General features: G+C 33.4%; 18 protein-coding genes and 1 riboswitch. Of the genes, 5 read left to right on the plus strand and 13 right to left on the minus strand.

The features are described 5' to 3' along the window. Positions 1–48: 48 nt before the first annotated feature. The 7 genes from thrA to BB050_RS05550 form a co-directional block, all read right to left on the minus strand. Positions 49–2,463, minus strand: a complete 2,415-nt coding sequence (thrA, locus tag BB050_RS05525; protein ID WP_066032895.1) for a bifunctional aspartate kinase/homoserine dehydrogenase I — start codon at positions 2,461–2,463, stop codon at positions 49–51. A 2-nt stretch (positions 2,464–2,465) separates the two neighbouring features. Further along, positions 2,466–3,455 (minus strand): alpha/beta fold hydrolase, encoded by a 990-nt coding sequence (locus tag BB050_RS05530; RefSeq protein ID WP_066032896.1) that lies wholly within the window; start codon positions 3,453–3,455, stop codon positions 2,466–2,468. A 72-nt stretch (positions 3,456–3,527) separates the two neighbouring features. After that, positions 3,528–3,635: riboswitch (SAM riboswitch) on the minus strand. A 190-nt stretch (positions 3,636–3,825) separates the two neighbouring features. Then, positions 3,826–4,041, minus strand: coding sequence for a hypothetical protein (locus tag BB050_RS05535; RefSeq protein WP_066032897.1), 216 nt, complete (start codon positions 4,039–4,041; stop codon positions 3,826–3,828). Positions 4,042–4,676: 635 nt separating this feature from the next. Continuing rightward, the gene (locus BB050_RS05540) at positions 4,677–5,765 is read right to left on the minus strand and encodes a homoserine dehydrogenase family protein (protein ID WP_066032898.1); all 1,089 of its coding nucleotides are present in this window, start codon (positions 5,763–5,765) and stop codon (positions 4,677–4,679) included. 205 nt (positions 5,766–5,970) lie between these two features. Further along, complete coding sequence (locus BB050_RS05545; protein ID WP_066032899.1) at positions 5,971–7,275, minus strand: O-acetylhomoserine aminocarboxypropyltransferase/cysteine synthase family protein; 1,305 nt, start codon at positions 7,273–7,275, stop codon at positions 5,971–5,973. Between the two features lie 63 nt (positions 7,276–7,338). After that, positions 7,339–7,515: a hypothetical protein gene (locus tag BB050_RS21810; RefSeq protein WP_164085576.1), complete on the minus strand. Its 177-nt coding sequence runs from the start codon at positions 7,513–7,515 to the stop codon at positions 7,339–7,341. Between the two features lie 339 nt (positions 7,516–7,854). Continuing rightward, complete coding sequence (locus BB050_RS05550) at positions 7,855–10,701, minus strand: TonB-dependent receptor plug domain-containing protein (RefSeq protein ID WP_066032900.1); 2,847 nt, start codon at positions 10,699–10,701, stop codon at positions 7,855–7,857. A 551-nt stretch (positions 10,702–11,252) separates the two neighbouring features. On the opposite strand from BB050_RS05550, the gene metK reads away from it, so the two are divergent. Then, entirely contained in the window at positions 11,253–12,503 is a 1,251-nt protein-coding gene (gene metK, locus BB050_RS05555) for a methionine adenosyltransferase (protein WP_008466577.1), read from the plus strand. A gap of 125 nt (positions 12,504–12,628) precedes the next feature. Here metK and BB050_RS05560 read toward each other — a convergent pair whose 3' ends face one another. The 3 genes from BB050_RS05560 to BB050_RS05570 all read right to left on the minus strand — a co-directional run bounded on the left by BB050_RS05560 (position 12,629) and on the right by BB050_RS05570 (position 18,656). After that, the gene (locus BB050_RS05560; RefSeq protein ID WP_066032901.1) at positions 12,629–14,896 is read right to left on the minus strand and encodes a hypothetical protein; all 2,268 of its coding nucleotides are present in this window, start codon (positions 14,894–14,896) and stop codon (positions 12,629–12,631) included. A gap of 93 nt (positions 14,897–14,989) precedes the next feature. Beyond that, positions 14,990–17,677: a carboxypeptidase-like regulatory domain-containing protein gene (locus BB050_RS05565; protein ID WP_066032902.1), complete on the minus strand. Its 2,688-nt coding sequence runs from the start codon at positions 17,675–17,677 to the stop codon at positions 14,990–14,992. A gap of 91 nt (positions 17,678–17,768) precedes the next feature. Further along, positions 17,769–18,656, minus strand: a complete 888-nt coding sequence (locus tag BB050_RS05570; RefSeq protein ID WP_066032903.1) for a GLPGLI family protein — start codon at positions 18,654–18,656, stop codon at positions 17,769–17,771. Between the two features lie 212 nt (positions 18,657–18,868). On the opposite strand from BB050_RS05570, the gene BB050_RS05575 reads away from it, so the two are divergent. From BB050_RS05575 to BB050_RS05590, 4 genes are all read left to right on the plus strand, one after another. Then, entirely contained in the window at positions 18,869–19,684 is an 816-nt protein-coding gene (locus BB050_RS05575; RefSeq protein ID WP_066032904.1) for a hypothetical protein, read from the plus strand. Beyond that, entirely contained in the window at positions 19,684–20,298 is a 615-nt protein-coding gene (locus BB050_RS05580; protein ID WP_008466572.1) for a deoxynucleoside kinase, read from the plus strand. Before BB050_RS05575 ends, BB050_RS05580 begins: the two co-directional genes overlap by 1 nt. Positions 20,299–20,437: 139 nt before the next feature. After that, positions 20,438–20,734, plus strand: a complete 297-nt coding sequence (locus tag BB050_RS05585) for a type II toxin-antitoxin system HigB family toxin (protein WP_008466570.1) — start codon at positions 20,438–20,440, stop codon at positions 20,732–20,734. 3 nt (positions 20,735–20,737) lie between these two features. Beyond that, entirely contained in the window at positions 20,738–21,106 is a 369-nt protein-coding gene (locus BB050_RS05590; protein ID WP_066032905.1) for a helix-turn-helix domain-containing protein, read from the plus strand. Positions 21,107–21,160: 54 nt separating this feature from the next. On the opposite strand, the gene BB050_RS05595 is transcribed toward BB050_RS05590, so the two are convergent. The 3 genes from BB050_RS05595 to BB050_RS05605 all read right to left on the minus strand — a co-directional run bounded on the left by BB050_RS05595 (position 21,161) and on the right by BB050_RS05605 (position 25,034). Further along, positions 21,161–23,680, minus strand: coding sequence for a sodium-translocating pyrophosphatase (locus BB050_RS05595; RefSeq protein ID WP_066032906.1), 2,520 nt, complete (start codon positions 23,678–23,680; stop codon positions 21,161–21,163). A 112-nt stretch (positions 23,681–23,792) separates the two neighbouring features. Next, positions 23,793–24,323, minus strand: coding sequence for an inorganic diphosphatase (locus tag BB050_RS05600; RefSeq protein WP_066032907.1), 531 nt, complete (start codon positions 24,321–24,323; stop codon positions 23,793–23,795). A 111-nt stretch (positions 24,324–24,434) separates the two neighbouring features. Beyond that, entirely contained in the window at positions 24,435–25,034 is a 600-nt protein-coding gene (locus tag BB050_RS05605; protein WP_008466563.1) for a DNA-3-methyladenine glycosylase family protein, read from the minus strand. Between the last annotated feature and the right edge of the window lie 93 nt (positions 25,035–25,127).

Consider the following 25,127-nt stretch of genomic DNA (forward strand, 5'->3'; position numbering starts at 1 on the left):
GTTTCAGATTTCAATCTAAAATCTAAAATCTGCAATCTAAAATCGTATTTACCCTTTATCAGACAATCTCAAAATATCTCCGAAAACTCCTCTCGCCGTTACTGCAGAACCTGCACCAGCTCCTTGAATAACGATTGGACGATCTCCGTAAGATTCTGTGTAAATTTCGAAGAAAGAATCAGAACCTTTTAATCCTCCTAATGCAGTATCTTTTGGCACTGAAACCAATTTAACTTCTAGATTTCCTTTGTCATTCTGCAAATCACCAGATAATTCACCAATATATCTTAAAACGTGATTTGGTTGTTGATCTGCTTTTATTTTAGCATAAATTGGATCGAATTCTTTTAATTTCGTCAAGAAATCGGCAGCGCTTCCTTCACGTAAGTGCTCTGGAATTAGGTTTTGAATTGAGATTTCTTCGAATTCATTTTGCAAATCTAATTCTCTAGCTAAAATTAATAATTTTCTACCAACGTCATTTCCGCATAAATCCTCACGCGGATCTGGTTCTGTATATCCGTTATCAATTGCTTCCTGCAAAATTTCGCTGAAAGGCGCATCTTTCGCAGAGAAATTATTGAATAAATAACTTAATGTTCCAGAGAAAACTCCTTTTATTTTTGTGATATTTTCTCCTGAAAGGTGCAATAATTTGATTGTATCAATTAACGGTAAACCTGCACCAACGTTAGTTTCGTATAAATAATTCTTTTGGTTTTCTGCCAAAGCTTTTCTCAATTCTTTGTAAAAACCGTAAGTCAAAGTATTAGCCACTTTATTAGAAGAAATCAAATCGAAACTGCTTTCTACTAACGGAATATAATTTTCAACGAAAGTCGCGCTTGCTGTATTGTCAATTGCAATTAAGTTTTCTAAATGATGTTCATTAGCGTAAGCAATAATATCTTTAATGGTATAAGCTTCTCCTTTAGTTTCAATTTCATTTTTCCAATTGCCATTAACTCCATATTTATTTAAAAGCAATTTTTTAGAATTCGCTATAGCAAAAACATTCAGCTTAATATCTTTACGTTTTTCAATTGCAGCAGCCGACTCTAAAATCTGGTTGATTAAAGTTCCTCCAACTAATCCGTGACCGAAAATTGCAATGTTGATTTTCTTTGAAACTCCAAAAATCTCTCCGTGAATTACATTTAAAGCTTTGTTTAATTCCTCTTTTTTAACAACCAAACTTACGTTTTTACCTGTTACGGTGTTGTTGAACAAAATCGGGACGATTTTATTTTTAATTAAAGCAGTATATGGTTTGTGGAAAGTGCTCAAATCCTGTCCGATAATCGAAATTACAGATACATTGTCTGTAACCGTAATCTGATTTACATCTTTAGAATAAAAGTCATTTTCGAATTCTTTTTCTAATTCTACAACTGCTGTTGTTGCTTTATCAGTTGCAACCACAAGTCCAATTCCTCTTTCTGAAGAACCTTGAGAAATGATGCTTACACTGATATTATTATCTCCCATTACTTTAAAAATTCGAGCGTCAACTCCAGCTTTTCCAAGCAATCCTCGTCCTTCAAGATTTACAAGAGAAACATTTTCTAAAACAGAAAGTGTTTTAATTCCTTCTTTTGAAGAATCTGAAGTAATTAAAGTTCCGCGATTTTCGTGGTTGAAAGTATTTAAAATTCGTAACGGAATATTTTTTTCTAATAATGGAATAATCGTTTTAGCATGCAAAATTGTAGCTCCAAAATTTGCCAGCTCATTTGCTTCATTAAACGATAAATATTCGATTTTCTTAGCATCTGCAACCAAATCAGGATTTGCAGTGTAGATTCCGTCTACGTGCGTGAAGTTCTGCAATTCTTCAGCATTTAAATAATTTGCGATTAACGAAGCGGTATAGTTACTGCCATTTCTACCTAAAGTAGTTGTGTCGTTGTTGTTATTAGATCCAATGAAACCTGTAACTATATTAACCGTTTCTCCGTTATGTTCTTTAAAATAATTGACTACGTTTTTCTTTGAAAGCTGTTCTAATGGCTGTGCATCACCAAATTTAGAATCTGTTTTCAATAATTCTCTTGTATCTACAAAATTGGCTGGAATTCCTTTTTCTAGTAAAATAGCCGTCAATAATTTAGCCGAAAGCAATTCGCCTTTTGACAAAATCTGATCTTTGATTTTTTTGCTGTAATCGCCAATTAAGCTAACACCTTCAAAAAGTTTATCTAAAACATTAAACTCTTCAGACAAATCAACTTGCGGATAATCTGATATTTGATATTTTTTAAAATTCTCTAATAATTCTTTATAACTGCCATTTTTAGCAGCAATGCTTAAGATAAATTCAAGCTCATCTGTCGCATTTCCACGTGCAGAAACGACAACGGCAATTTTTTCGCCTTGATTTACTTTATCTGAAATGATTGAAACAACTTTGTTAAGTCCTTCTCCGTTTGCTAATGATTTACCTCCAAATTTTAATACTTTCATTTTTATTTCTTTATTGTTTCTGCCTTAAAAATGTCGGCAAGTAAATGATCTAATTGTTTGTACTCGATTAAAAAAGCGTCATGTCCGTGAACCGAATCAATTTCGCTGTAGAAAACATTGTCTTTAAACTTCTTCAATTCTTCATAGGTTTCTACGTTTTCTTTTGCCGTAAAAAACAAATCTGAATTGATTCCGATAATATGAATTGAGGCTTTTGTTTTGGACAACAAGTTTTCAAAACTTTCACTATTTCTAGTAATATCAATTGTTTTAAGCAATTGATTCATTAATTTATAAGAAGACAATTGGAATCTTTTCTGCAATTTTTTACCATGATGAGCCAACCAGCTTTCGATATTAAAAATCAAAAGATCTTGATTGATTGTTCTTTGGAATTTCTCTTTGAATGATTCTGGCGAACGATAACAAAGCATGGCATGAATTCTGGCATCTTCGATTGGTTTTGAAGAATTGTTTAGAATTTGTTCTTGAAGAAAACAATTGGCAATAAGCCAGTCGGTAGATTTCCAGTCACTCGCGATCGGAATAAGGTTTTCTGTTATATTAGGTTCTAAAGCTAAGATTTCCCAAGCAATTCCTCCTCCTACAGAGCCTCCGATAACTGCAAAAAGCTTTTCAATATGTAAAGCTTTTACAGCTTCAATAAAGATTCTCGCGACATCTCTGGCTGTAAAGTCAAGATAATTTTCAATTAAAAAAGAATTGCTTCCATTTCCAGGAACATCAAAGGCTAAAATGGTATAAACAGCAGTATCTATGGTTTTACCTTCGCCAATTAAGTCATTCCACCAGCCGTTTTCTCCAGTTACTTGCGCATTTCCTGTTAAGGCGTGATTAACCAATACAATTGGCGCACTATGCAAAGGCTGTCCTGCCAATGTAAAGTGCAAAGGTATAGAACGGTAAGCTGCACCACTTTCTGTGATGAAATCTTTAATTATAATAGGGTTTGGTATATTTTCCAATTTCAAATCTATTGTATTATCTGATTTGTATATGGAAATATTAGAAAGAAAAACTAGGTTTAACTAGAAAAAATCTTGTTGTTATCTTTCCACGTTTGGCGTGGTAGAATGTAGCACCTTCTTCGTTTTACCGAAGGGTTGCTAAGGCTTCATCGGGTCTAATCCCTCGTCCTTTCTTTATAACATTTCAATACGTGTTTGAACTTAACGGTGCAAATTAACTACTAATTTCTCTAACAAACAAATTTTATCTAAAAGTGTTTGTTAAATTTCTGAAACTTACTTTAGCAAAAACTATTATACGCAAAAATTTACCGAACAAAAATGCCCAGTAAAATTAAGCAGGTTTTACCCTAAATTTATGATGCTTTTCTGTTTAGATAAAAAGCGTTTCATTTTCTTTTGAATACATCAAAAACAATAAAGAGTTCGGCGCTTTTTTTCCAGTTGCCTTACCTTCCTCTGCGATTCCAGACTCAGTTATTCCGAATCTTGGATGAGCCAATTCGTTTGTTGGCGGCGGATTATTTTTTCTCGTCCTTCTGTTTTTCAAATTTGAAATTTTTTCTGCTAAGTAGTTCAATGTGCTCATGATATTAAGTTTTAGTTAAGTTGTGTTTTATAATCTTTATTTCTCGTTTATCTTTTTGTTAAATCGCTTTCTGGAATAAAAAAACCCTTTTGGATTTTTCAGATACCAAAAGGGTTTAAGTTTTTACACTCACGTATACTTTTAGTATCAACAGACGTATGCGCAAATAAGCGCGACAGAAAACATCTTGTTCATCTGTAAGGATTTATTCATCTGTGATTTATATTGTTTATTTAAATTCTGCATTTGTATTAAATTAAAAAGCCTCCCAAAATTTCTCGGGAGGCTCTTACTATATTATTATTGTATTCTTACAATTTTTTAAGCAATAGACACCCCAGCCTCGGTCTTAACCGAAATGGCACAAAACATTTTGTTGACTTTTAAGTTCATTTGATTTCTAGTAGTTTTTGGGTATAACAAATATGCAATTATTTTTTTTATTACACAAATTAAATTCAAGAATTTAATTACAAAAATCGTTAAAAATCAATTTTTTAACGTCAAAAAACATCTTACAAAAACGAAAACGAAATAATACAGGTAAAAAACTTACAAAACAAACTCGTTTTTCTTAATAATTCCATTTGACAAATCAGTTTATCAAAGAACCTTTTTCTTTTTCGGCTAAAAAATTATAGCCAGACTGCTTCCTTAGTCCTAATTCGTTCCACTATTTTTAGGATATCAGTTATAATTCCTCTCGAAATTGCTTGTTTACATGGCGGAGCACTTTGAATTACGATTGGAATATCGGAGTAAGATTTGGTATAAATTTCAAAAATAGTGTCGGAACCTTTCAACTGCCCGATTGGAGAGGCTATTGGTTCCGAAATTAATTTGGCTTCTAATGTGCCTTTTTCTACATCAAACTCTCCTACATAACGGAGTACATGATTTTCTGCTTGAGTGATTTTGGCAATTTTAAATGATTTATCTACAGCCTCTTTATCGAGCACTCCATTTTTTTCCAAATGCTCTTCGGTTATAAAAGGTTTTATATTAATATCTGAGAGATCAAAATCTTTTCCTATTTCTCTGGCCAATATTAGAAGTTTTCTTGCAGTATCATTTCCAGACAAATCTTCTTTAAAATTTGATTTCATCAAACCTAAAAGACTCGCATCTTTTAAAACAGATGAAAACGAAACATCTTCAGATGAAAATCTATTAAAGACGTAACTCAGATTATCGGAAAAAACGCCTCGAATCTTTGTGATTTTTTCTCCCGAATAATACAAATCTCTTAAGGTCTGCAAAACAGGAATTCCAGCTTCAACCGATGTTTCATACAAAAATTCTTTGTCGTACTTTTTAAGATCTGCCCTTAACTCTTTATATAAGTCTATTGGGAGCGTATTGGCCTTTTTATTTACTGCTACAATATTAAATCCGTTTTTGATTAACGTATTATAATGTTTCACCAATTCATCGCTAGCTGTTGCATCGACAGCTATTAAGTTTTCAAATTCGTTTTCTTGTGCAAATTCGACAATATCTTCTACCTTAAAAGGAACTGCCAATTGTCTAAAATTGGTTTCCCAAGAATAACCCACGCCTTCTTTCTCAAAAAAAGCAACCGTCGAATTGGTTATAATTGGAAAATGAAAATCGACATTTTTGCTCTCGAGAAAAAAATCCTGACTTTCAATAATCTGATTAATCAAAGTACTTCCGATATTACCAATTCCGAAAAGGATAATGTTTATTTTAAGCTTTGACATAATTTCTATTTTTTAATTTTTGAAACCATATAAGTGATGTAAGTTTATTTCATGTTTTGCAGCAAAAAGCAGACGCATGTGGTGCGTCTCTAGAAAATGCACTTATATTCCTTATATGGTTTAAATTTTATAAAGATGCTTTTCATAAAAAATTACCTTTAGCACATAGGCTAAAGGCAATCTTTCAAACAAAAAACAAAAAAACCTAATTTTTATTGATGCTGAATTGAGAAAGCGAAACGCTCTCAAAAACAGTTTGCAGATCTGCAATTAAATCTTCGATATCTTCAATTCCCACAGATAGACGAATTAAATCTTTAGAAACCCCTGTTTCTATTTGCTCCGATTCTGTCAACTGCTGGTGTGTAGTGCTTGCAGGATGTATAATCAGTGATTTTGTGTCACCGATATTGGCTAATAAAGAGAATAACTTCGTGTCATCTACCACTTTTTTAGCCGCATCAAAACCTCCTCTTAATCCGAAAGTGATAATTCCGCTTTGTCCTTCTGGAAGATATTCTTTAGCCAAATCATAATATTTATTCGATTTTAAACCTGGATAATTTACCCAGACTACCTCATCTTGTTTTTCTAGCCATTCAGCCAAAGCCAAAGCATTTTCACTATGTTTTTTGATTCGGATTGGAAGTGTTTCTAGTCCCTGAATAATCTGAAAAGCGTTAAATGGACTTAAAGCAGCACCAAAATCACGTAAACCTTCAATTCGAGCTTTTGCTATAAAAGCCGCATTTCCTAAAGCTTCATGATATACTAATCCGTGGTATCCTGCAGATGGCTCAGTAAATTCAGGGAATTTTCCGTTTGCCCAATCAAAGTTTCCAGCATCAATGATAACACCTCCTAATGAAGTTCCGTTTCCTGCGATATATTTAGTTAAGGAATGAATTACAATATCGGCACCATATTTAATTGGGTTTAATAAATAAGGTGTCGCAACTGTATTATCTACTATAAATGGCACTTTGAATGCTTTGGCTTCTGCCGAAATTGCTTTTAAATCTAATACATCCAATTTTGGATTCCCAAGAGATTCAACAAAGAAAGCTCTTGTATTTTCTTTTGCTGCTTTTGTAAAATTTTCAGGCTTTGACGGATCTACAAATGTGGTTGTGATTCCTAATCTTGGCAGTGTAACTTTTAAAAGATTATACGTTCCGCCGTATAAACTGTTTGACGCTACGATATGATCTCCTGCTTTTAGCAAAGTCAATAAAGTTGTTGAAATTGCAGATGCTCCAGAAGCCGTCACAACAGCTCCAATTCCGCCTTCTAGTGCTGCCAAGCGCTGTTCTAGAATATCATTTGTTGGGTTGTTTAATCTTGTATATATGAATCCGGCTTCGGCAAGACCAAATAAATTGGCCGCATGATCTGCATTGTTAAATACGTATGATGATGTCTGGTAAATAGGCACGGCTCTAGTTCCTGCATTTTTTGTTACATCGTGTCCTGCGTGTAATGCGTTTGTTGCAAATTTTTGTGTACTCATGATTTCTTAGTTTTTTAGGTATTGTTAATACGTTTATATATTATAATTGATATTGTTATTGATTTAAGCTAAAATATCTTCAGCTTCTTCTTCAAGATCATATAGATGAAACAATAATGATTTCTGCGTTTTTATCTGTAGCGCAGGATCATATTTTAGAGTTTCAGCTGATGGTTCTTCCGTATTATTATTTCTTAATAAGTATTGAAATGCGATTGTATTTATATCTAGCGTATTCATGATTTTAAATTTAAAATGTTGGAAATAAAAAAAGCCCTTTCGGATGGCGACCAAAAGGGCTTATAGTTTAACTATAACAAAGATTGTCTCTTTCACTTTTGGCAACAGCAAATTGGGATGCACATTTGCATCATCTCACAACACATCATATTTTTTTTTGCTATTGTTTTCATTTTATTTAAAAATTGAATTTGACTATTTTTTAAACTCGACTAATTCGATAGAGTAAATGTAATAAGTATTTTTTTAACGACCAAATTAAAATTGAAGTTTTATATTATTTTTTTTTTAAATTTCTTTCAAACCTTTATTTAAAAGGCTTGAAAGAAATTATTTTAATTAAAATTTAAAGCTTAAACGAGCAAAACCAAATCTTCCGTTTAATCCAAATTGAGAAACTGCTCTTGAATAGGCAAACTGATTCGCATTTGTCAAATCTGTACTTGGCGCTGGCGATAAAGTTGGAGTTGTATTTGTAAAGGCTGGAGTTGCAGGATTATTTCTGTCTGGATAAACATCTCCTATATTATTAACTCCAATTGTTGCTCTCAAATGTTCGTTGATCTGATATCCCAAAGATAAATCGGTAACCAATTTTGCGCTGTATTCTGGATGTTCGTATACAGAAGAAAATCCGTCTAGATTAACATCTGTTGCTCCTGGATCGGTAACTTTTCCGAAATAGCTGTTTCTTAAATAAATATCCAGTTTTTTAATATTGAAAGTTGTCATCAAATTGGCTTTCAATTTCGGAATCGCTTCTTCTAAATATACTCGGCTTGATTCTGGAAAGAAAGAATAAATGTAAGGTTCTCCTCCAGCATTAACGATTGATTGCGGAATATGCAAATCTCCCACTCTTTTGGTTTCATTAAAACTAAATGCAAAATCATTTCTAATTGTGAAATCTTGAATTACATCATATTTCTGAGAAATTACCAAATCAATTCCTTTTGTTTCAGAATCGATTCCGTTTGTCCAGAATGAAGCCCTTTCTACTCCTTTCAAGTCAAATGCCTGTTGAAATAAAGTCAATGCCTCTGCCTGTTCTGGCGAAGTTGCCGCCGCAATCTGTGCATCTGTTGGTCTTGAATATTGTCCAGATAGTACAATTCTATCGTTGATTCTTGTAAAATAAGCATCAGTTGCAATGGTTATGTTAGCTTCAGGAATTTTGAATGTAAATCCTGTACTGATGCTTTTTGATTTTTCTGGTTTTAAACTTTCAATTCCAATGCTTTTTGCCGCTTGCGAATCGTTTGTAAAATATCCTACTTGGTAAGGAGCACCGTTTATAAACTGTGTTGAACTAGACTCAAAATATCTTTGCTGTAAAGATGGCGCTCTAAAACCTGTTTGTCCAGAAATTCTCCAATTGATATTTTCATTCAATTTTAAGAGAGAAGCCAATTTAAACGTAACCGTGTTTCCAAAATCTGAATAGTTTTCATAACGCGCTGCTCCATTTATAAGCCATTTTTCTGTAGCATTCAATTCTAAATCAACATAAGCCGCACCACTTTGTCTATCTTTTTCTTTAGCATCTGAAGGCTGGAATCCTGAAAATCCTTGCGCTCCTGCTCCACGTTTGTTTCCAAAAAAGTCAGTTACAATTAATGGTGAATTGCTTGGCAGAATTCCTGAAACTAAATTTCCGTTTACATCATATAATCCGTAAGAAGCTTCTTCACCGGCCTTAATTTGGTAGTTTTCATATCTAAATTCACCTCCAAAAGCAACATTCAACCCAGAAAGAACATCTAGTTTTTTACTAAAATCCAAATTGGTTGTACTTTGTAAAAACGAAACTTTTCCTGCATCAAAACTAAACGGAGAGTTTGTTCCTAAAGTTGCATTGATCGTATTATTTACATCATAATTAAAGGAGTTCGTTCCTAAATTGGTGCTTAAATCGGTATCAAACCCAAATAATTGCGTAGTTACACCAACTGCTCCAGAAGCATCTAAAATTTTCGATTCAATTTCTGGCAAGAATCCATTTTCATACACTTGCGTAAAAGTTCCAGAACCGTTTGGCAATCTGTTAAACGCATACGATTTACCGCCTCTATAAGAAACACCTCCAAAAGAATATAATGAAGTGATTTCGCTCAAAGGATATTTTGCATTAAAATACAATTGTCCTGCAGCCAATTCTGACTGCCCAACACTCATATTATAATCACTTCTCTGCTGACCTCTATAAGCCAGTTCATTATTAGTAACATCAAAATTTAAAGCCGTCTGCATCTGTGCAATTGTCGATGCTGATGCAATAGCGTTTTGCTGTGCCGTTGTAAAATAACTTACTTGTGGCGCATACTGTTTTAGAGAAGACAAAATCTGAGCTGAATTTGTAGTCGTATTAATGTTGCTAAATAGCGAGTTAATCTCTACTCCATCTTGCGCCGCTCTATTTTCGACCGCATTGTAAGCATTAAAAATGGCATTGCTTCTAATTCCTGCTCGACTTGTTGCTTGTCTAGTTACCGCAGTTCCTGTAATATTTAAGAAACTTCCTGGCTTGCCTAATGAAGTTCCGTAGTTTAAATCGATTTGGGCAGTTTGTCCGTCTGCTCCTCCTTCAAAATTATTTGATCCTGAAGATAGATTGGCTCCATACTGAATTCCCCCTGTTAGATAATTAGCATTCTTTTTCAGAACAATATTAATAACTCCTGCAATTGCATCAGAACCATATTGTGCTGCAGCTCCGTCTCTTAAAACTTCGATTCTTTCAATAGCAAAAGATGGAATTGCATTTAAATCTGTCCCGACAGATCCTCTTCCCGGCGATCCGTTTATGTTTACCAAAGCACTGGTATGTCTTCTTTTTCCGTTTACTAAAATTAAGACCTGATCTGGTCCTAATCCTCTTAATTGTGCGGGATCAACGTGGTCTGTTGCATCTGCTGTAGATGTTGGGTTACTCGTAAATGATGGAGCAACATAATTTAAAATCTGAGTTACGCTCGTTTGCGGTGCTCCTTTTGTTATTTCGGATACGTTAAAAACATCAACCGGAACTGGCACATCTGTTTTAACTCTGTTTTTACTTCTTGATCCAATAATAGTAACTTCAGACAGTTCGTTGTTTTTTAAACTATCTTGCTCTTTTATATTGTCCTGAGCATAAAGTCCTGAAAATGTCACAAGACCTAAAACGATTAGTACATTTTTCTTCATTTCTTCTTTACTGATTAATTAGTGTTTTTGGCTTAAAAAAAATCTTACAGCTTTTATTTTTTGAATAAAAAAACCTCTGCGGTTCGGCAGAGGTTCTATTTATATATTTTGAAAAATATTTTACAATAGTGTCTCTGCGGAGAATTCCGGCATCTTACAAGACATCATATTGCAAACTGTAAATTTCATTTGTTTCTTTTGTTTTAACGGGGCAAAGTTGCGAACTATTTTTTAATCGACCAAACAAAAAACAAAATATTTTCTATTACCCTATCAAAATAGTATGTTATTGTTAAATTTCTGCTAGAAAAAATAAAAAAAGTTGAACTTTAATTTGCAAATCAAAATGGTTTCATACCTTTGCACCCGAAATAGAGGAAAAATTTGAACTGATTGCAACCTCTTCATAATGAAATGGTTTCGTTATGAATGCTGAAAGATTCATTTCAGCAGTAAAAAATGCTAAAGCAGGAACCCTCCTTTAGCCCTTTTTAGCAATTACTTTCTCTGCTTAATTTTTAAAAAAACTAATATATTATTATTACATTATTATGGCTTATTTATTTACGTCAGAATCTGTTAGTGAAGGGCATCCAGACAAAGTTGCAGATCAAATTTCGGATGCATTAATTGACAACTTTTTGGCATTTGACGCTGACTCAAAAGTAGCTTGTGAAACATTAGTTACAACAGGTCAGGTGATTTTAGCAGGTGAAGTAAAATCGAATACTTATCTTGATGTTCAGCAAATCGCTCGCGATGTAATCAAAAGAATTGGATACACTAAAAGTGAATATATGTTTGAAGCGAATTCTTGTGGAATTCTTTCAGCTATTCACGAGCAATCTGCAGATATTAACCAAGGTGTTGACAGAGCTAAGCCAGAAGAACAAGGTGCTGGAGACCAAGGAATGATGTTTGGTTACGCTACAAACGAAACTGAAAACTTCATGCCATTGGCACTTGATCTATCTCATAAATTATTACAAGAGTTAGCAATCTTAAGACGCGAAAACAAAGAAATCACGTATTTACGCCCAGATGCTAAATCTCAGGTTACTTTAGAATATAGCGACGATAATAAACCAACTCGTATTGATGCGATTGTAATTTCAACTCAACACGATGATTTTGATACAGAAGCTGAAATGTTGGCTAAAATCAAAAAAGATATTATCGAAATCTTGATTCCTAGAATTATCGCTAAAAACCCAGAGCACGCTCACTTATTTAACGATAAAATTAACTACCATATCAACCCAACAGGAAAATTCGTTATTGGAGGACCTCACGGAGATACTGGTTTGACAGGAAGAAAAATCATCGTTGATACTTACGGCGGAAAAGGTGCTCACGGTGGTGGTGCATTCTCTGGAAAAGATCCAAGTAAAGTAGATAGAAGTGCTGCTTATGCAACTCGTCATATTGCTAAAAACCTAGTTGCTGCCGGTGTTGCTGACGAAATCTTAGTTCAGGTTTCTTACGCAATTGGTGTTGCTGAGCCAATGGGAATTTTTATTGAAACTTACGGAACTTCTAAAGTAAACTTAACTAACGGTGAAATCGCTAAAAAAGTAGAAGCTATCTTCGATATGCGTCCTTACTTCATCGAACAACGTTTGAAATTAAGAAACCCAATCTATAGCGAAACTGCTGCTTACGGACATATGGGACGTAAACCAGAAACTGTTACTAAAACTTTCTCTGCTCCAGGCGGAAACGAAAAAACAGTTACTGTTGAGTTGTTTACATGGGAAAAACTTGATTTTGTTGACCAAGTAAAAGCTGCATTTGGATTGTAATTCAGATCTATAGACTAACTTAGATTATCAGACATCTTAGATTATCAGACATCTTAGATTAGCCGAACATAAAAAAGCCGATTTCTAAAAATAGAAATCGGCTTTTATTTTATATGCTAGTTTTATTAATATGTTCCGTTACTCATTTTAGTTAAAACTTCCTTCATTTGATTTGCAGTTTCTTCATCAACGTCACTAGTAATAAACTTTACTGCTAAAACCTGTGTTTCGATAGCTTTTTGTGTCTGTCCATCTTTATAATACAATTGTGCTAAAGTGTCTAAATAATACGGATTGTTTTTAGATATCACCAAGCTATATTCAGACCATTTAACAGCGTTCTTTATAAAGTTTGAGTTCTGTGGTTTTAATACAACTGCCCATGCCGCGTTATTGCAAATATCTGAGTGGTAAAGTTTAAACGAACTCCATCCATCATAAGAATAACTTGAGCTAGAATCTAAACCTCCAAAAATAGCATCTAATTTTTCTATTGGGCTTGGTCCAGCTAATGTGTTATCAAAATAAGAGCTGAACTCTTTCAAGTAAGTCGTATTAGACCCATCTTGATCTTCAAGCTGGCTTAAATAATAAAAATAATTTCTGTAGGCATCAAAATTTCCTTTTCCAGATGCTATGATCTTTTTGTAAACAGAATTGATTTTCTCCTTATTCATTTCACCTGTAAGTCCATCCTGAGAAGCGTACAGATTTTGCTGTAATGCATTAGAAATTTCAGAAACAGCACTTCCTATATTATGAACTTCTGGCGCATTATTATTGAAAGCAACTTTATTATTCTCAATATCATCAGAATGTTTTAGCAAATAATCTATCGCTAGAAAATCAGTGTCATTGAGAATTCTTTCCTGATTAAAAAGCTGTTTTGTAAATCCTTGATTTTTGATTTCTTTTATAATAGTCTCAGCCAAATACATATTTACAGCCTTGTCTTTTTGGTGCGCTTCAATCAATTTTTTCCATGTTTGAGCTGCTTCTTTTTGGTCTAAAGCCGTTTTTGTAATTACAAAATCAGTAGAATTAGGGTCGCTTACTGAATAATCTGAATCGTAAAATATTTCTAACAATGCGGCTTTATTAAAAGCATTAATTAAATCTGCCTCTGAGGCTTTTTTGTTCTTTAAAACTTTATCTATAGAAAGGAAAGCATTTGCTTTTTGAAGTTTTCTATAAAAATCGCCATAATAGCTAAACTGATATTGCTGTGTTGTTAAATCTGATTTTGCAACAGCAAGTACATCGCCATTTCCGTTTAAAACCAATACGCTTGGATCATTAATTATTTTATTGTTTTTCAGCCATTTTTTATCATCGGCTCCAGCCAAATAATAATTGTATGTATCATAAAGTGCATTATACGAATCATACATATTATAGCCTGTCTGCGTTTCTTGCTCTTTTATAAAAGCATCAAAAGTTTCTTTTGTCGTTTTATTCTTGCTGTCAACCACAACAACTAAAAATTTATTGCTAGCTGTTTTGGTAGATTCTATTGCCTTTTTGAGATTGCCTTCTATTTTTAGCTTAAAATCATATTTGCTATAAGAAGCTGGAGGATCAAGAGGATATGCTGCTGCTGGTACCGCAGTTGTATCAACTGGCAGACTATTATATATACTATCTACTACTGCGCTTCCATAAGAACCGTAATCAGGATCTTTCCCCGGATAAGTCCAGTTTGTAACAGACTGTGTTTCTATCGGGACTACTGTTGGAGCTTTAGCCGGCTTCTCATCTTTTTCGTTCACAAACACTAAAGGATCTTTTCCTGCTTGATCAGAAATTTTTAATTCTTTTGTATTCTTATCAAAAGATCCTGCAAGATTTAGATCATTCAAAACAGCAAGATCATAATTGATTGTTATCTCTGAAACATCTTTTGGCAATGCATATTTATTGACATCACTTTTTCCGTTATAATCTTCGTAAACCAAATAAAGGAAATCCGTTTTTTCTATTTCAAAATCTAAATCTGTTTTGATATATTCAGGATCTACCTTCGTTTTTATATCTGAAAGTCTCTGGTATTGAACTGCTTCTGTTCCTTTTTGAGTTCCTATGTAAAAGGAATAATAAGACGGATTCAAAAACTTAATCTTAATTTTTTTTGCTTTTTTATCTTTAGCAAAAGAAAGATCAAATCTATTATCTACGGTATTTTTACTTTTTAAGAAAACCAAAGAATCGCCTTTAATTTCATATCCTCCCGAATAAAAAACCAATTCATACTTATTATCATCCAGTAAATTTAATTTGATTTTTCCTCCTTTATTTGTAGATAAATAAGTTCCTTTTTCTATTCCATTGGTTTGGGCGAAAGAGATAGAAATTCCGGCAAACAGGAGTGACAAACTCCAAATAAAATTGCGCATAACTACATATTTTGTTGTTAATAATATAGCGCAAAGATATCTGATTCTTCTTTAAACAAATCACAAAAAGTCACAATATTTGCAATTAAAATACTACAAATTGTATTTCATTGAAAATATGATATAACGCGGCTGCACAGTGTATTGCGAAACTCTTGTAGAGAATTGCGAGAAGCTGTCATCATTAAGATATTTTGTGTTCAACAAATTGGTTGCCGAAACTTTATATTCCCACTTGCTATTCTTTTTTTGATAAATTAAACTGGCGCTTAAAAAATCATACTCATTATCAACAGTTTTATCGCCATTATAATAATGGTAGAATTCGTATTCTGAAACAAAAGAGAAACTATCCAAGAAATAATAATCTAATCTTGCAAATGGTTTATCAGTGTAAAAGGTTGAACCACTATATTTATTTATCAAAAGATTGTAGCCAAATTCAATATTTGGAAGATTTTTATAATTTGTTGAAGCTCGAACGGTATAGCTTTGGCTGAAACTTTCTGTTGTTGACAATTGATTGTTCTGAATATTATTGAATTTCGACCAATTAAAACTAGCATTTGCAGAAGCTTTATAATTCTTTAAAAACGAACGCCCGTAATTTCCCATTCCCGTAAAAGTCTCATCAGCTAAATTGGAGTTGTAAGGAACTGATGATTGGTTAATTCCGTCAAAATCTGCTTTTGTTTTAATCGCATCAACTTTTCTGGTGTAAGTTGCATTGGCAAAAATGTTCTCAAAATTGAACATATTATACTTGAAATAACGTAACGAATGCACTTGTGAAGTCGCATTTTCTAAGAAACGATTTCCGCGAAACAAACTGCTATAATTAGACAAAACATAACCCGAAGCCAACTGATTGATATCTGTAAAATCGTTTGTTAGAGAAAAATTATACGTTAATGTTTCTGATTTTTTGATTTGATACAAAGCAAAGAAATCCGGAAGCACTTTCGTGAAATTCTGAGAATAATTGGTTCCTAATTGTCCGTTTGTCATTTGATACGTATGAAAGCTTACTCCGGGTGTGAACGTAAATTTTCCTGTGAGGATTTTATAATGAAAACCTAAAAAAGCATCACTAAAACGATAATCTACATCATTATTATTTTGAGCATTATTCAAATCGTTTCTAGTTCCATCATCTAACATTTGAAAAATGTGAGAATTAAAGTTCTGATACGAATACGTATTTCCTAAAGTAATATTGAAATTACTTTTTGGTGTAACCATATAATAATAATCCAGTTTTGCATCCAATTTATTGGTTTTCACAAATCGGTCTTGATTATAATCATTTCTGTTTTGTCCCGAAATATATCCCGATAAATCAAAAGGAAGTGTTTGCAAATTAGCATTATAAAAAGGATTTTCGTCCTGATATAAATGCTGCATTTCAAAAGCAAAGATATTTTTAGTGCTTTGCGTATAATACAAACTCAAATTCTGATTAATCGAAGTAGGATCTTGTTTTTTTGTTGTAAAAATATCTTCTGAAGTCGCAACGTTTTGAACAATCTGTTCTCTAAACAAATCTGAGTATTCTTCTTGTTTAGTAAGCTTGGTTAAAATATCATAATCAAACTGAAATTTGTCGCTTGGCTTATAAGTTGAGCTTAATTTAAAAAGTCCCAAATTATTTTTCTGATTGGTATTTTCGTTACTTTTCTGCTGATCTCCAGATTCTAAAATTGTTGTTTGCGATTTAGTTTCTAAGTCGGTTTTTGAAGTCGAAAGAATTCCAAAACCGCTTATATTCCACGATTTTGTAGCTGAATAAGCAAAGTTTGTTGCGCCAAATTTGGTTTCAATTTCTTTTGCACGATTATTACGCAATAACGAAATTCCCAAATCATTTGAAGAAACATTAAAACTGCTTCCGCCTTTTTTCATCATATTTTTAAATCCTCCAGTGAACTTAAAATAATCTTGAGCCGTAAGAGGCAATTCACCAATATTATTAAAATTGGTAATTAAATTGATACTGTATTTTGGGCTGTAATAGAACAGTTTTGGATTAATAATATATCGGCTGTCCAATTCTGCAACTCCAATTCCTGCGGTCACATCTCCAAACCAAAAGTTCTTTTTTCCTTCTTTCAGTTTAATGTTCATCGCCACATTTTCCTGATCATTTTCTAGACCTTTTAATTGGCTTATTTCGTTATAATTTCTTAAAACCTGAACTTTATCAATTGCATCGGCTGGAATATTTTTGACGCCCAATTTGGTATCTCCGTCAAAAAAATCTTTTCCCTCAACCATCAATTTGCTGACTTTTTTCCCTTCAACTTCAATTTCTCCATCGGCATTTACCTCAACTCCTGGAAGTTTCTTTAAGACATCTTCAAGCTTTTTTTCTGTTCCAGATTTAAAAGAATCAGCATTATAAACAATTGTGTCGCCTTTTATAGAAACTGGCATTTCGCGAACAATTTCTACGCCTTCCAATTCTATTCCAGCGCCATCCAAAACAATATTCTGGGTCATGTTTTCAGACTTCGTAGACACTGCGATTTCTTTAGACTTCATCCCTAAATAACTTATTTTAATAGTATAAGCTGTATTTGGTTTCAAAGTCAATTGAAACTTTCCTTTATCATTGGTTATTCCATAGGAATCCATTGCTTTTGTCCCATTATTGATAGCCATAATATTGGCCATTTCCAACGGATTTTTCTGCTCATCCTGAATCAAACCGTCAAAACGGACGCTTTGAGAAAAGCATATCGAAGTAAAAAGTAAGGCAAATACAAAGAGTGTCTTATTCATTATAAGAATATTGAAAGTTTGGACCCGAGCGATAGCGAACAGGCGAAGCAATTTGGATTTTGGATTTTGAAAAATTGGAATTTTAAAGATATTATCTTCCCATAGGAGGAGGTCCGCCAGCACGGCCGCGGTTCATCTCTCTAAATTCTTCCATTTTTTTAATTACCGTTTCGTCATATTCTTTCTGAGAAACTACTTTTCCTTTTTTAGAAGGTTTTATTTCCACTTTATCTTTAGCATTCAAAACAATTTTTGAACATAAAATAGTCGTTGTTCCATCATTGATTTCTAAAATTAATCCTGGAAGTCCCCAATAATTTTCTGGCCCTTGATTGATAGGAATTTCTGGCGTATACCAGGCTGTCACGACAATTTCTTTTGGCATTTCGAAATTATCTGCAAAATTCGTTTTGGTATCTCCAGAAGTCTTTTTCTCTTCATCCTTTTTGTCATCATTTTTTTTAGGTCTGAAGTTTCTAAAATCGGTTTTACTTGCCTGTTTTACAGCTGTCGCTTTGAAGCAATTGTAACCGCCAATTTGCTTGGTTTCTTGTTCTAATTTCCATTCTAATTTTGGAAGAGAATCTACAACAAGAAATTCCTTGCCCATAAATTCTTTATCGACAGTATACGTTTTTGCCTTTACATCCTTATAAAAAGTACCTCCACCGCCAGTAAGCGAACCAAACATAACTCGAAAACCTCCTTGCTGTTGGCCAGGCGTTTCTAATTTTTCTTCTTCTTTATAAATTGATGCTGCTTTATCAAAATTTAAAATGAATGTTTTTTCGAGCATTTTTTTCATACGCTCTTCCATATTTTTCTGCATTTCTGGCGTAATATCTCTATTACCGCGCATCCCCTCAAACTTTGGCGCTTGTGTTTTTGACTCGTAAACAGCCATTCCCTGGAAATCTTTTTGCGCCTGAATTTGGGTAGAAACAAGCATCAAAGTCATATAAAAAAATATCTTTTTCATTTCATTTTCTTTAAGTGAGTAAATCCGACAAAACTTACATTCAAATGTATTATTTATTTTAAAATTCAAAAAACTAAATATATAAACGGCATTAAGGCATAGACAGAACCGCTTATTTTTTAGACTATTAGATTTCAAAAAGGTTTAAGGCATAAATTTAAAATTTATAAGAAGAGTTTTTGTAATTTGGTACTCTTGTAAAATAATTTCTCATGCTTAAAATAGTGCAAAAAATTTTATTTGCTGTATTTCTTTTCTGCACTTTTCAGGCGCTTTCTGCTCAGGAATGGAGTATAAATCCAACCTTGATTTCGCAGTATAAAAATACCTCAGATACTTTTTTAGGATACGATACGTTTGGTTATTCATACCAGATAAAGAATAATGTTTTTAGCAAGATTAAAGGAAAAGAAATCTTTGAATATAAGAATGTTTCCTTGGGAAAAATCACAAAAGTCGATCTTCAGAATCCGCTAAAGATTGTTTTGTTTTATGAAGATTTCAATAGTGTTGTTCTATTGGACAATCAATTAAATAAAATGAGCGAAATTAATTTTTCGCAGAATGCCTCTCCAATTGTGGTGAGTGCCATTGGAATGTCCACACAAAATCAGTTATGGATTTACAATACCTTAAACCAGCAAATTGGTCTTTTTGATTATTTAAAAAATGAATACAAAACCGTTTCAATTCCACTTACAGAACCAATACAATATTATCAAACTGATTTTAATACTTTCTATTGGATTGACAAGAAAAACAATTTTTACGCTTGCGATATTTTCGGAAAGATAACATCATTGGGAAAGATTGCTGATTTTGATAGAATCGCAATAGTTAATACTTCACAATATCTTTTCAGCAAGGATAATTTATTGTATTTTAAAGGGTTCAACAAATTAAATCCTGAAGTACTTTCTGAGATTAAAATTTTAGAAAAAACCTTTGACAATTTTTATTACAAAGACCAAATTTTATCTATTTTTACAGCTACAGATATATCAAATTATAAAATCGTAACACCGTAATGCACATAGCAATAGCAGGAAACATAGGCGCAGGAAAAACAACTTTGACCAAATTATTGGCAAAACATTTCAAATGGGAACCTCATTATGAAGATGTAGTTGATAATCCGTATTTGGATGATTTCTACCATCAGATGGAGCGCTGGTCGTTTAACCTTCAGATTTATTTCCTAAATAGCCGTTTCCGTCAAGTGCAGCAAATTCGCGAAAGCGGAAAAAAAATCATTCAAGACAGAACGATTTATGAAGATGCGCATATTTTCGCTCCCAACTTATATGCAATGGGATTAATGACAAGCCGTGATTTTGAAAATTACACGTCTTTATTCGAATTGATGGAATCGTTGGTTAAAGCTCCAGATTTATTGATTTATTTAAGAAGTTCGATTCCGAATTTAGTTGGACAGATTCACAAACGCGGGCGCGAATACGAAAACTCTATTTCTATCGATTATTTAAGCCGTTTGAATGAAAGATATGAAGCTTGGATTCAAACTTATACTAAAGGAAAACTTTTAATTATTGATGTGGACAATATCAATTTTGTTGACAATCCCGAAGATCTAGGAGATATCATTAGTAGAATTGATGCTGAATTGAACGGATTGTTTTAAAACAGAAGTTCCTAATTTGCACAAAAAATAACCGCCTCTAAAATTAGAGGCATTTTTTATTATATATTTTCTTACATTTGTTTTGCTTTAATAAGATTTCCCTATTTGGGAAAAAATAAATATATTTGCAATGTAAGTTATGAGAATAATAGCGAAAAGAACCCTGCAAAATTTTTGGGAAAGATTTCCAAATTCAAAACAGCAATTATTATCCTGGTATCAGGTTTTTGATAAAAATAGTTTTTCTAATTCTAACGCTATAAAATCTTTTTTTGGGACTGCTGATTTTGTTGGTAATAATAAAGTAATCTTCAATATTTGTGGAAATCATTATCGTTTGATTGTAAAAATCAATTATGAAACTCAAATCGTTTATATTCTTTTTGTTGGAACACATAATGAATATGACGATTTAAAAGATATTAAAAATTTGTAAACTATGAATATAAAACCAATAAAAACAGAACATGACTATAGTTTAGCATTAGAAAGAGTTAATCTTCTTTTTGATGCCAAACCAGATACTGCTGAAGGAGATGAGTTGGATATTCTGGTGACACTAATAGAAAAATACGAACAAATTCATTATCCTATTCCTGAACCCGACCCTATTGAAGCCATTAAATTTATGATGGAGCAAAATGGATTAAGTGATGCCGACTTAGGAATTATTTTGAATAGCCGCTCAAGAGTATCTGAATTGTTTAATCGCAAAAGAGCATTAACAATAAAACAAATAAGAGTTTTAACCGAAGCTCTACATATTCCAGCTTCAACGTTGATTAAAGAATATGCTTTGAATCAATAAAAAATGCCTCTAAATTTAGAGGCATTTTCTATTTTTAAAACTTTGACAAAGCTATTATTTCGCAGCTTCTACTTTTGCTAAAACTTCTTCCTCAGTACCTTCAAAAACTTCAGTTGTAGTTTTTCCGTCCACTGTTTTGGTAACAGTTCCAGTAGTTTTTCCGTTGATATTTTTAACCTCAACACGAACTGATTGACTTTCTGCATGAGAGTATTTTCCGTTTGCATCAAAATGAGCTAAACATTTAGCTGTTTCTTCTTCAGAACAACCTTTTTCTTTACACATTTTAATACATTCTTCCTTCGTCATTCCAGACATATCGCCGCATTTAGACATTCCTGCATGCATTTCAGTTTTAGCACAGCAAGACGCTTTTCCAGCAATATCTGACGGAGAATGGCCTTCACCCAAAATTGGAGCAATTACCAATCCAATCAAACAAGTTAATTTGATTAAAATATTCATTGATGGCCCAGAAGTATCCTTAAACGGATCTCCAACTGTATCTCCTGTTACCGCGGCTTTATGTGCATCAGAACCTTTATAAGTCATTTCGCCATTAATCATAACTCCTGCCTCAAAAGATTTTTTAGCATTATCCCAAGCGCCACCGGCATTGTTTTGGAAAACAGCCCAAAGTACTCCAGAAACTGTAACTCCAGCCATATATCCTCCTAACATTTCAGCAATTAATTGATTGTTATCTGAATAAACTAATTTTCCAATTAGAACAATTGCAATCGGAAAACCAATCGTTAAAACTCCTGGAAGCATCATCTCACGTAAAGCGGCTTTTGTAGAAATTTCAACACATTTTCCATATTCTGGCTTTCCTGTCCCTTCCATAATTCCAGCAATTTCTTTAAACTGGCGACGAACTTCGTACACCATATCCATTGCTGCTTTTCCAACAGAATTCATTGCTAAAGCTGAGAAAACTACCGGAATCATTCCACCGACAAATAACATCGCTAAAACCGGTGCTTTAAAGATATTAATTCCGTCGATTCCTGTGAAGGTTACATAAGCTGCAAATAAGGCCAATGAAGTTAAGGCCGCAGAAGCAATAGCAAATCCTTTTCCTGTTGCTGCTGTTGTATTTCCAACTGAATCTAAAATATCGGTTCTAGTACGAACTTCTTTTGGCAATTCGCTCATTTCAGCAATCCCTCCAGCGTTATCAGAAATTGGTCCGAAAGCATCAATTGCCAATTGCATAGCCGTTGTAGCCATCATTGCTGAAGCAGCTAAAGCAACTCCATAAAATCCTGCTAGAACATACGAAATCCAAATTGCGATGGCAAATAACAATACGGTTGGAAAAGTAGAAATCATTCCGGTTGCCAAACCTGCAATTACGTTTGTCCCTGCACCTGTAGATGATTTTTGAACTATAGCCAATACTGGTTTTGTTCCTAATCCTGTATAATATTCTGTTACTGATGAAATAGCTCCGCCAACTACTAATCCGACTAAAGTGGCGTAGAAAACACGCATTGACGAAATAGCTTTAGAACCTTCTCCAAAGAAAGTCATTTGCATAGTTTCTGGCAACATGTGCTGTACCAAAAAGAAGCAAGCTACAGCTGTTAAAACGATAGAAACCCAGTTTCCTATATTTAATGCTTTCTGCACTTGTGCTTCTTTAGCATTATCATCTGATATTTTTACTAATGTTGTTCCGATAATCGAAAATAAAATTCCGAAACCGGCAATTGCCATTGGAAGCAAAATTGGTCCAATTCCGCCGAAAGCATCATTAATACTTCCGCCCATATCTTTTATCACATAGTTTCCTAGAACCATTGCCGCTAGAACAGTGGCAACATAAGATCCAAATAAATCGGCTCCCATACCTGCAACGTCTCCTACGTTATCTCCCACATTATCTGCAATTGTTGCTGGGTTACGAGGATCATCTTCCGGAATTCCCGCTTCAACTTTACCCACTAAATCGGCTCCAACATCGGCCGCTTTTGTGTAGATTCCACCACCTACTCTTGCAAATAAAGCGATAGATTCGGCTCCAAGTGAAAATCCTGCAAGAGTTTCTAAAACAACCGTCATAGTATCGGTGTCTTTCCAAACTCCTCCAGAAAACAAATGAAAGAAAATGATAAAAAAGGATGTTAAACCTAAAACAGCTAAACCCGCTACACCTAACCCCATTACAGTTCCTCCGCCAAAAGAAACTTTTAATGCTTGCGGAAGACTCGTACGAGCTGCCTGAGTAGTTCTAACGTTTGTTTTGGTTGCTATTTTCATTCCCATATTTCCTGCTAAAGCAGAGAAAAATGCACCAAAAATAAATGCTATTACGATTAATAAATGTGTTTTTACTCCCGGAATAAAAGTAATTCCTGCCAAAGCTAAACTGGCAATGATTACAAAGATGCTTAATAGTTTGTATTCGGCTTTTAGGAAGGCTAAGGCTCCTTCGTAGATGTAATCTGAAATCTCTTTCATCTTACCGTCTCCAGCGTCTTGTTTTAAAACCCAAGTCCTTTTTATTCCCATGAAAAGTAATCCTAAAACTGCCATTATAATTGGCAGGTAAATCATAAATGCATTCATAATATTTTATTGGTTTTGGTTAATAGTCAACAATCTAACTGAACGAATTTAAACAAAAAAGCAATACTCCTGACGGCAGTATTGCTTTTTTTATAATAGAATAAGGTTAAAATTATTTAATACTAAATAATCCAGCCGGTTTATTTTCAATGTCATCAAAACGTTTTGTGCACTCTGCGATGATATCGTAAGCTTCTTTTACGTCTCCCCATCCTTCTACGTCTACTTTTTTATGCTCAAGATCTTTGTAAACTTGGAAAAAGTGCTCGATTTCTTTTAATAAGTGTGGATTAATATCAGAAAGATCGTTTAATGAATTCCAGATTGGATCTGAAACTGGTACACAAATAATTTTTTCGTCTGGTCCTTTGTCATCTGCCATGTGGAAAACACCAATTGGTTTAACCTCCATTACACATCCAGGAAAAGTTGGTTCGTTTACCAAAACTAATACATCAAGAGGATCGCCATCTAAAGCTAAAGTTTCTGGAATAAATCCGTAATCTGCTGGGTACATCATAGAAGAGAATAACATTCTGTCGAAACGCATTCTTTTAATTTCAAAATCGTACTCATATTTATTTCTGCTTCCTCTTGGTATTTCGATCAATACATCGAAAGTCGTTAATTTGTCTGCGGTCATTTTTGTTTTTTATTGTTTCTATAATTTCGGTTGCAAAAATAACTAAAGAATCTAGTTTTACAATAAAAAACAAGGTTAAATTATCTTCATTAGAGTTTAAAAAACAAGCATTTAATAGCTAATTGTTCTATTTCTTTTTTTTAAGTAATAATGCCAGAGCAAATAGGTTGCATAAGAACGAAACGGGCTCCATTGTTCTGCATGAATTTCCATTTCTTGTTTGTCATGGATATTTAATAATTCTTTGATTGTATTTATGACAGCTATATCGCCTAATGGAATTAAATCGGGTTCTTCAAGACAGAACATTAAATAAATATCTATTGTCCAGTTTCCGATTCCTTTTAATTTAATAAGCTCTTCGCGAACTTGTTTTGCAGATTTTGAAGCTAAACTTTCAATATCCAACTCTTTGTTTAAAACTGCTTCTGCTAAAATCTTAATGTACTTTGTTTTCTGACGGCTTACTCCAAGGCTTCTAAATTCTTCGTCAGAAAGAAGAACCATATTTTCAGGATTACAAGTTGTAAAAGCTTTAATTTTTAAGAACGTGGCTTTCGCCGAATCTATAGAAACCTGCTGCTCGAGAATTAATAAAACCAAAGTTTCAAATCCAGGCGGGCGTCTCGGAATTGGCGGTAATCCATATTTTTCAATAATTTGTAGAAATATTGGATTTTTATTGGTTAGAAAGTCAATGGCTTCTTGCATGATGATTCTTTTATGTCTAATCTCAAAAATAAGTAAAAAATAATCTCGCGAAAACGCCAAGTTGCTAAGTTTTCTTTCTCTCGCGGATTTTGC

Source organism: Flavobacterium anhuiense, from assembly GCF_001705175.1.
GTDB lineage: Bacteria > Bacteroidota > Bacteroidia > Flavobacteriales > Flavobacteriaceae > Flavobacterium > Flavobacterium anhuiense.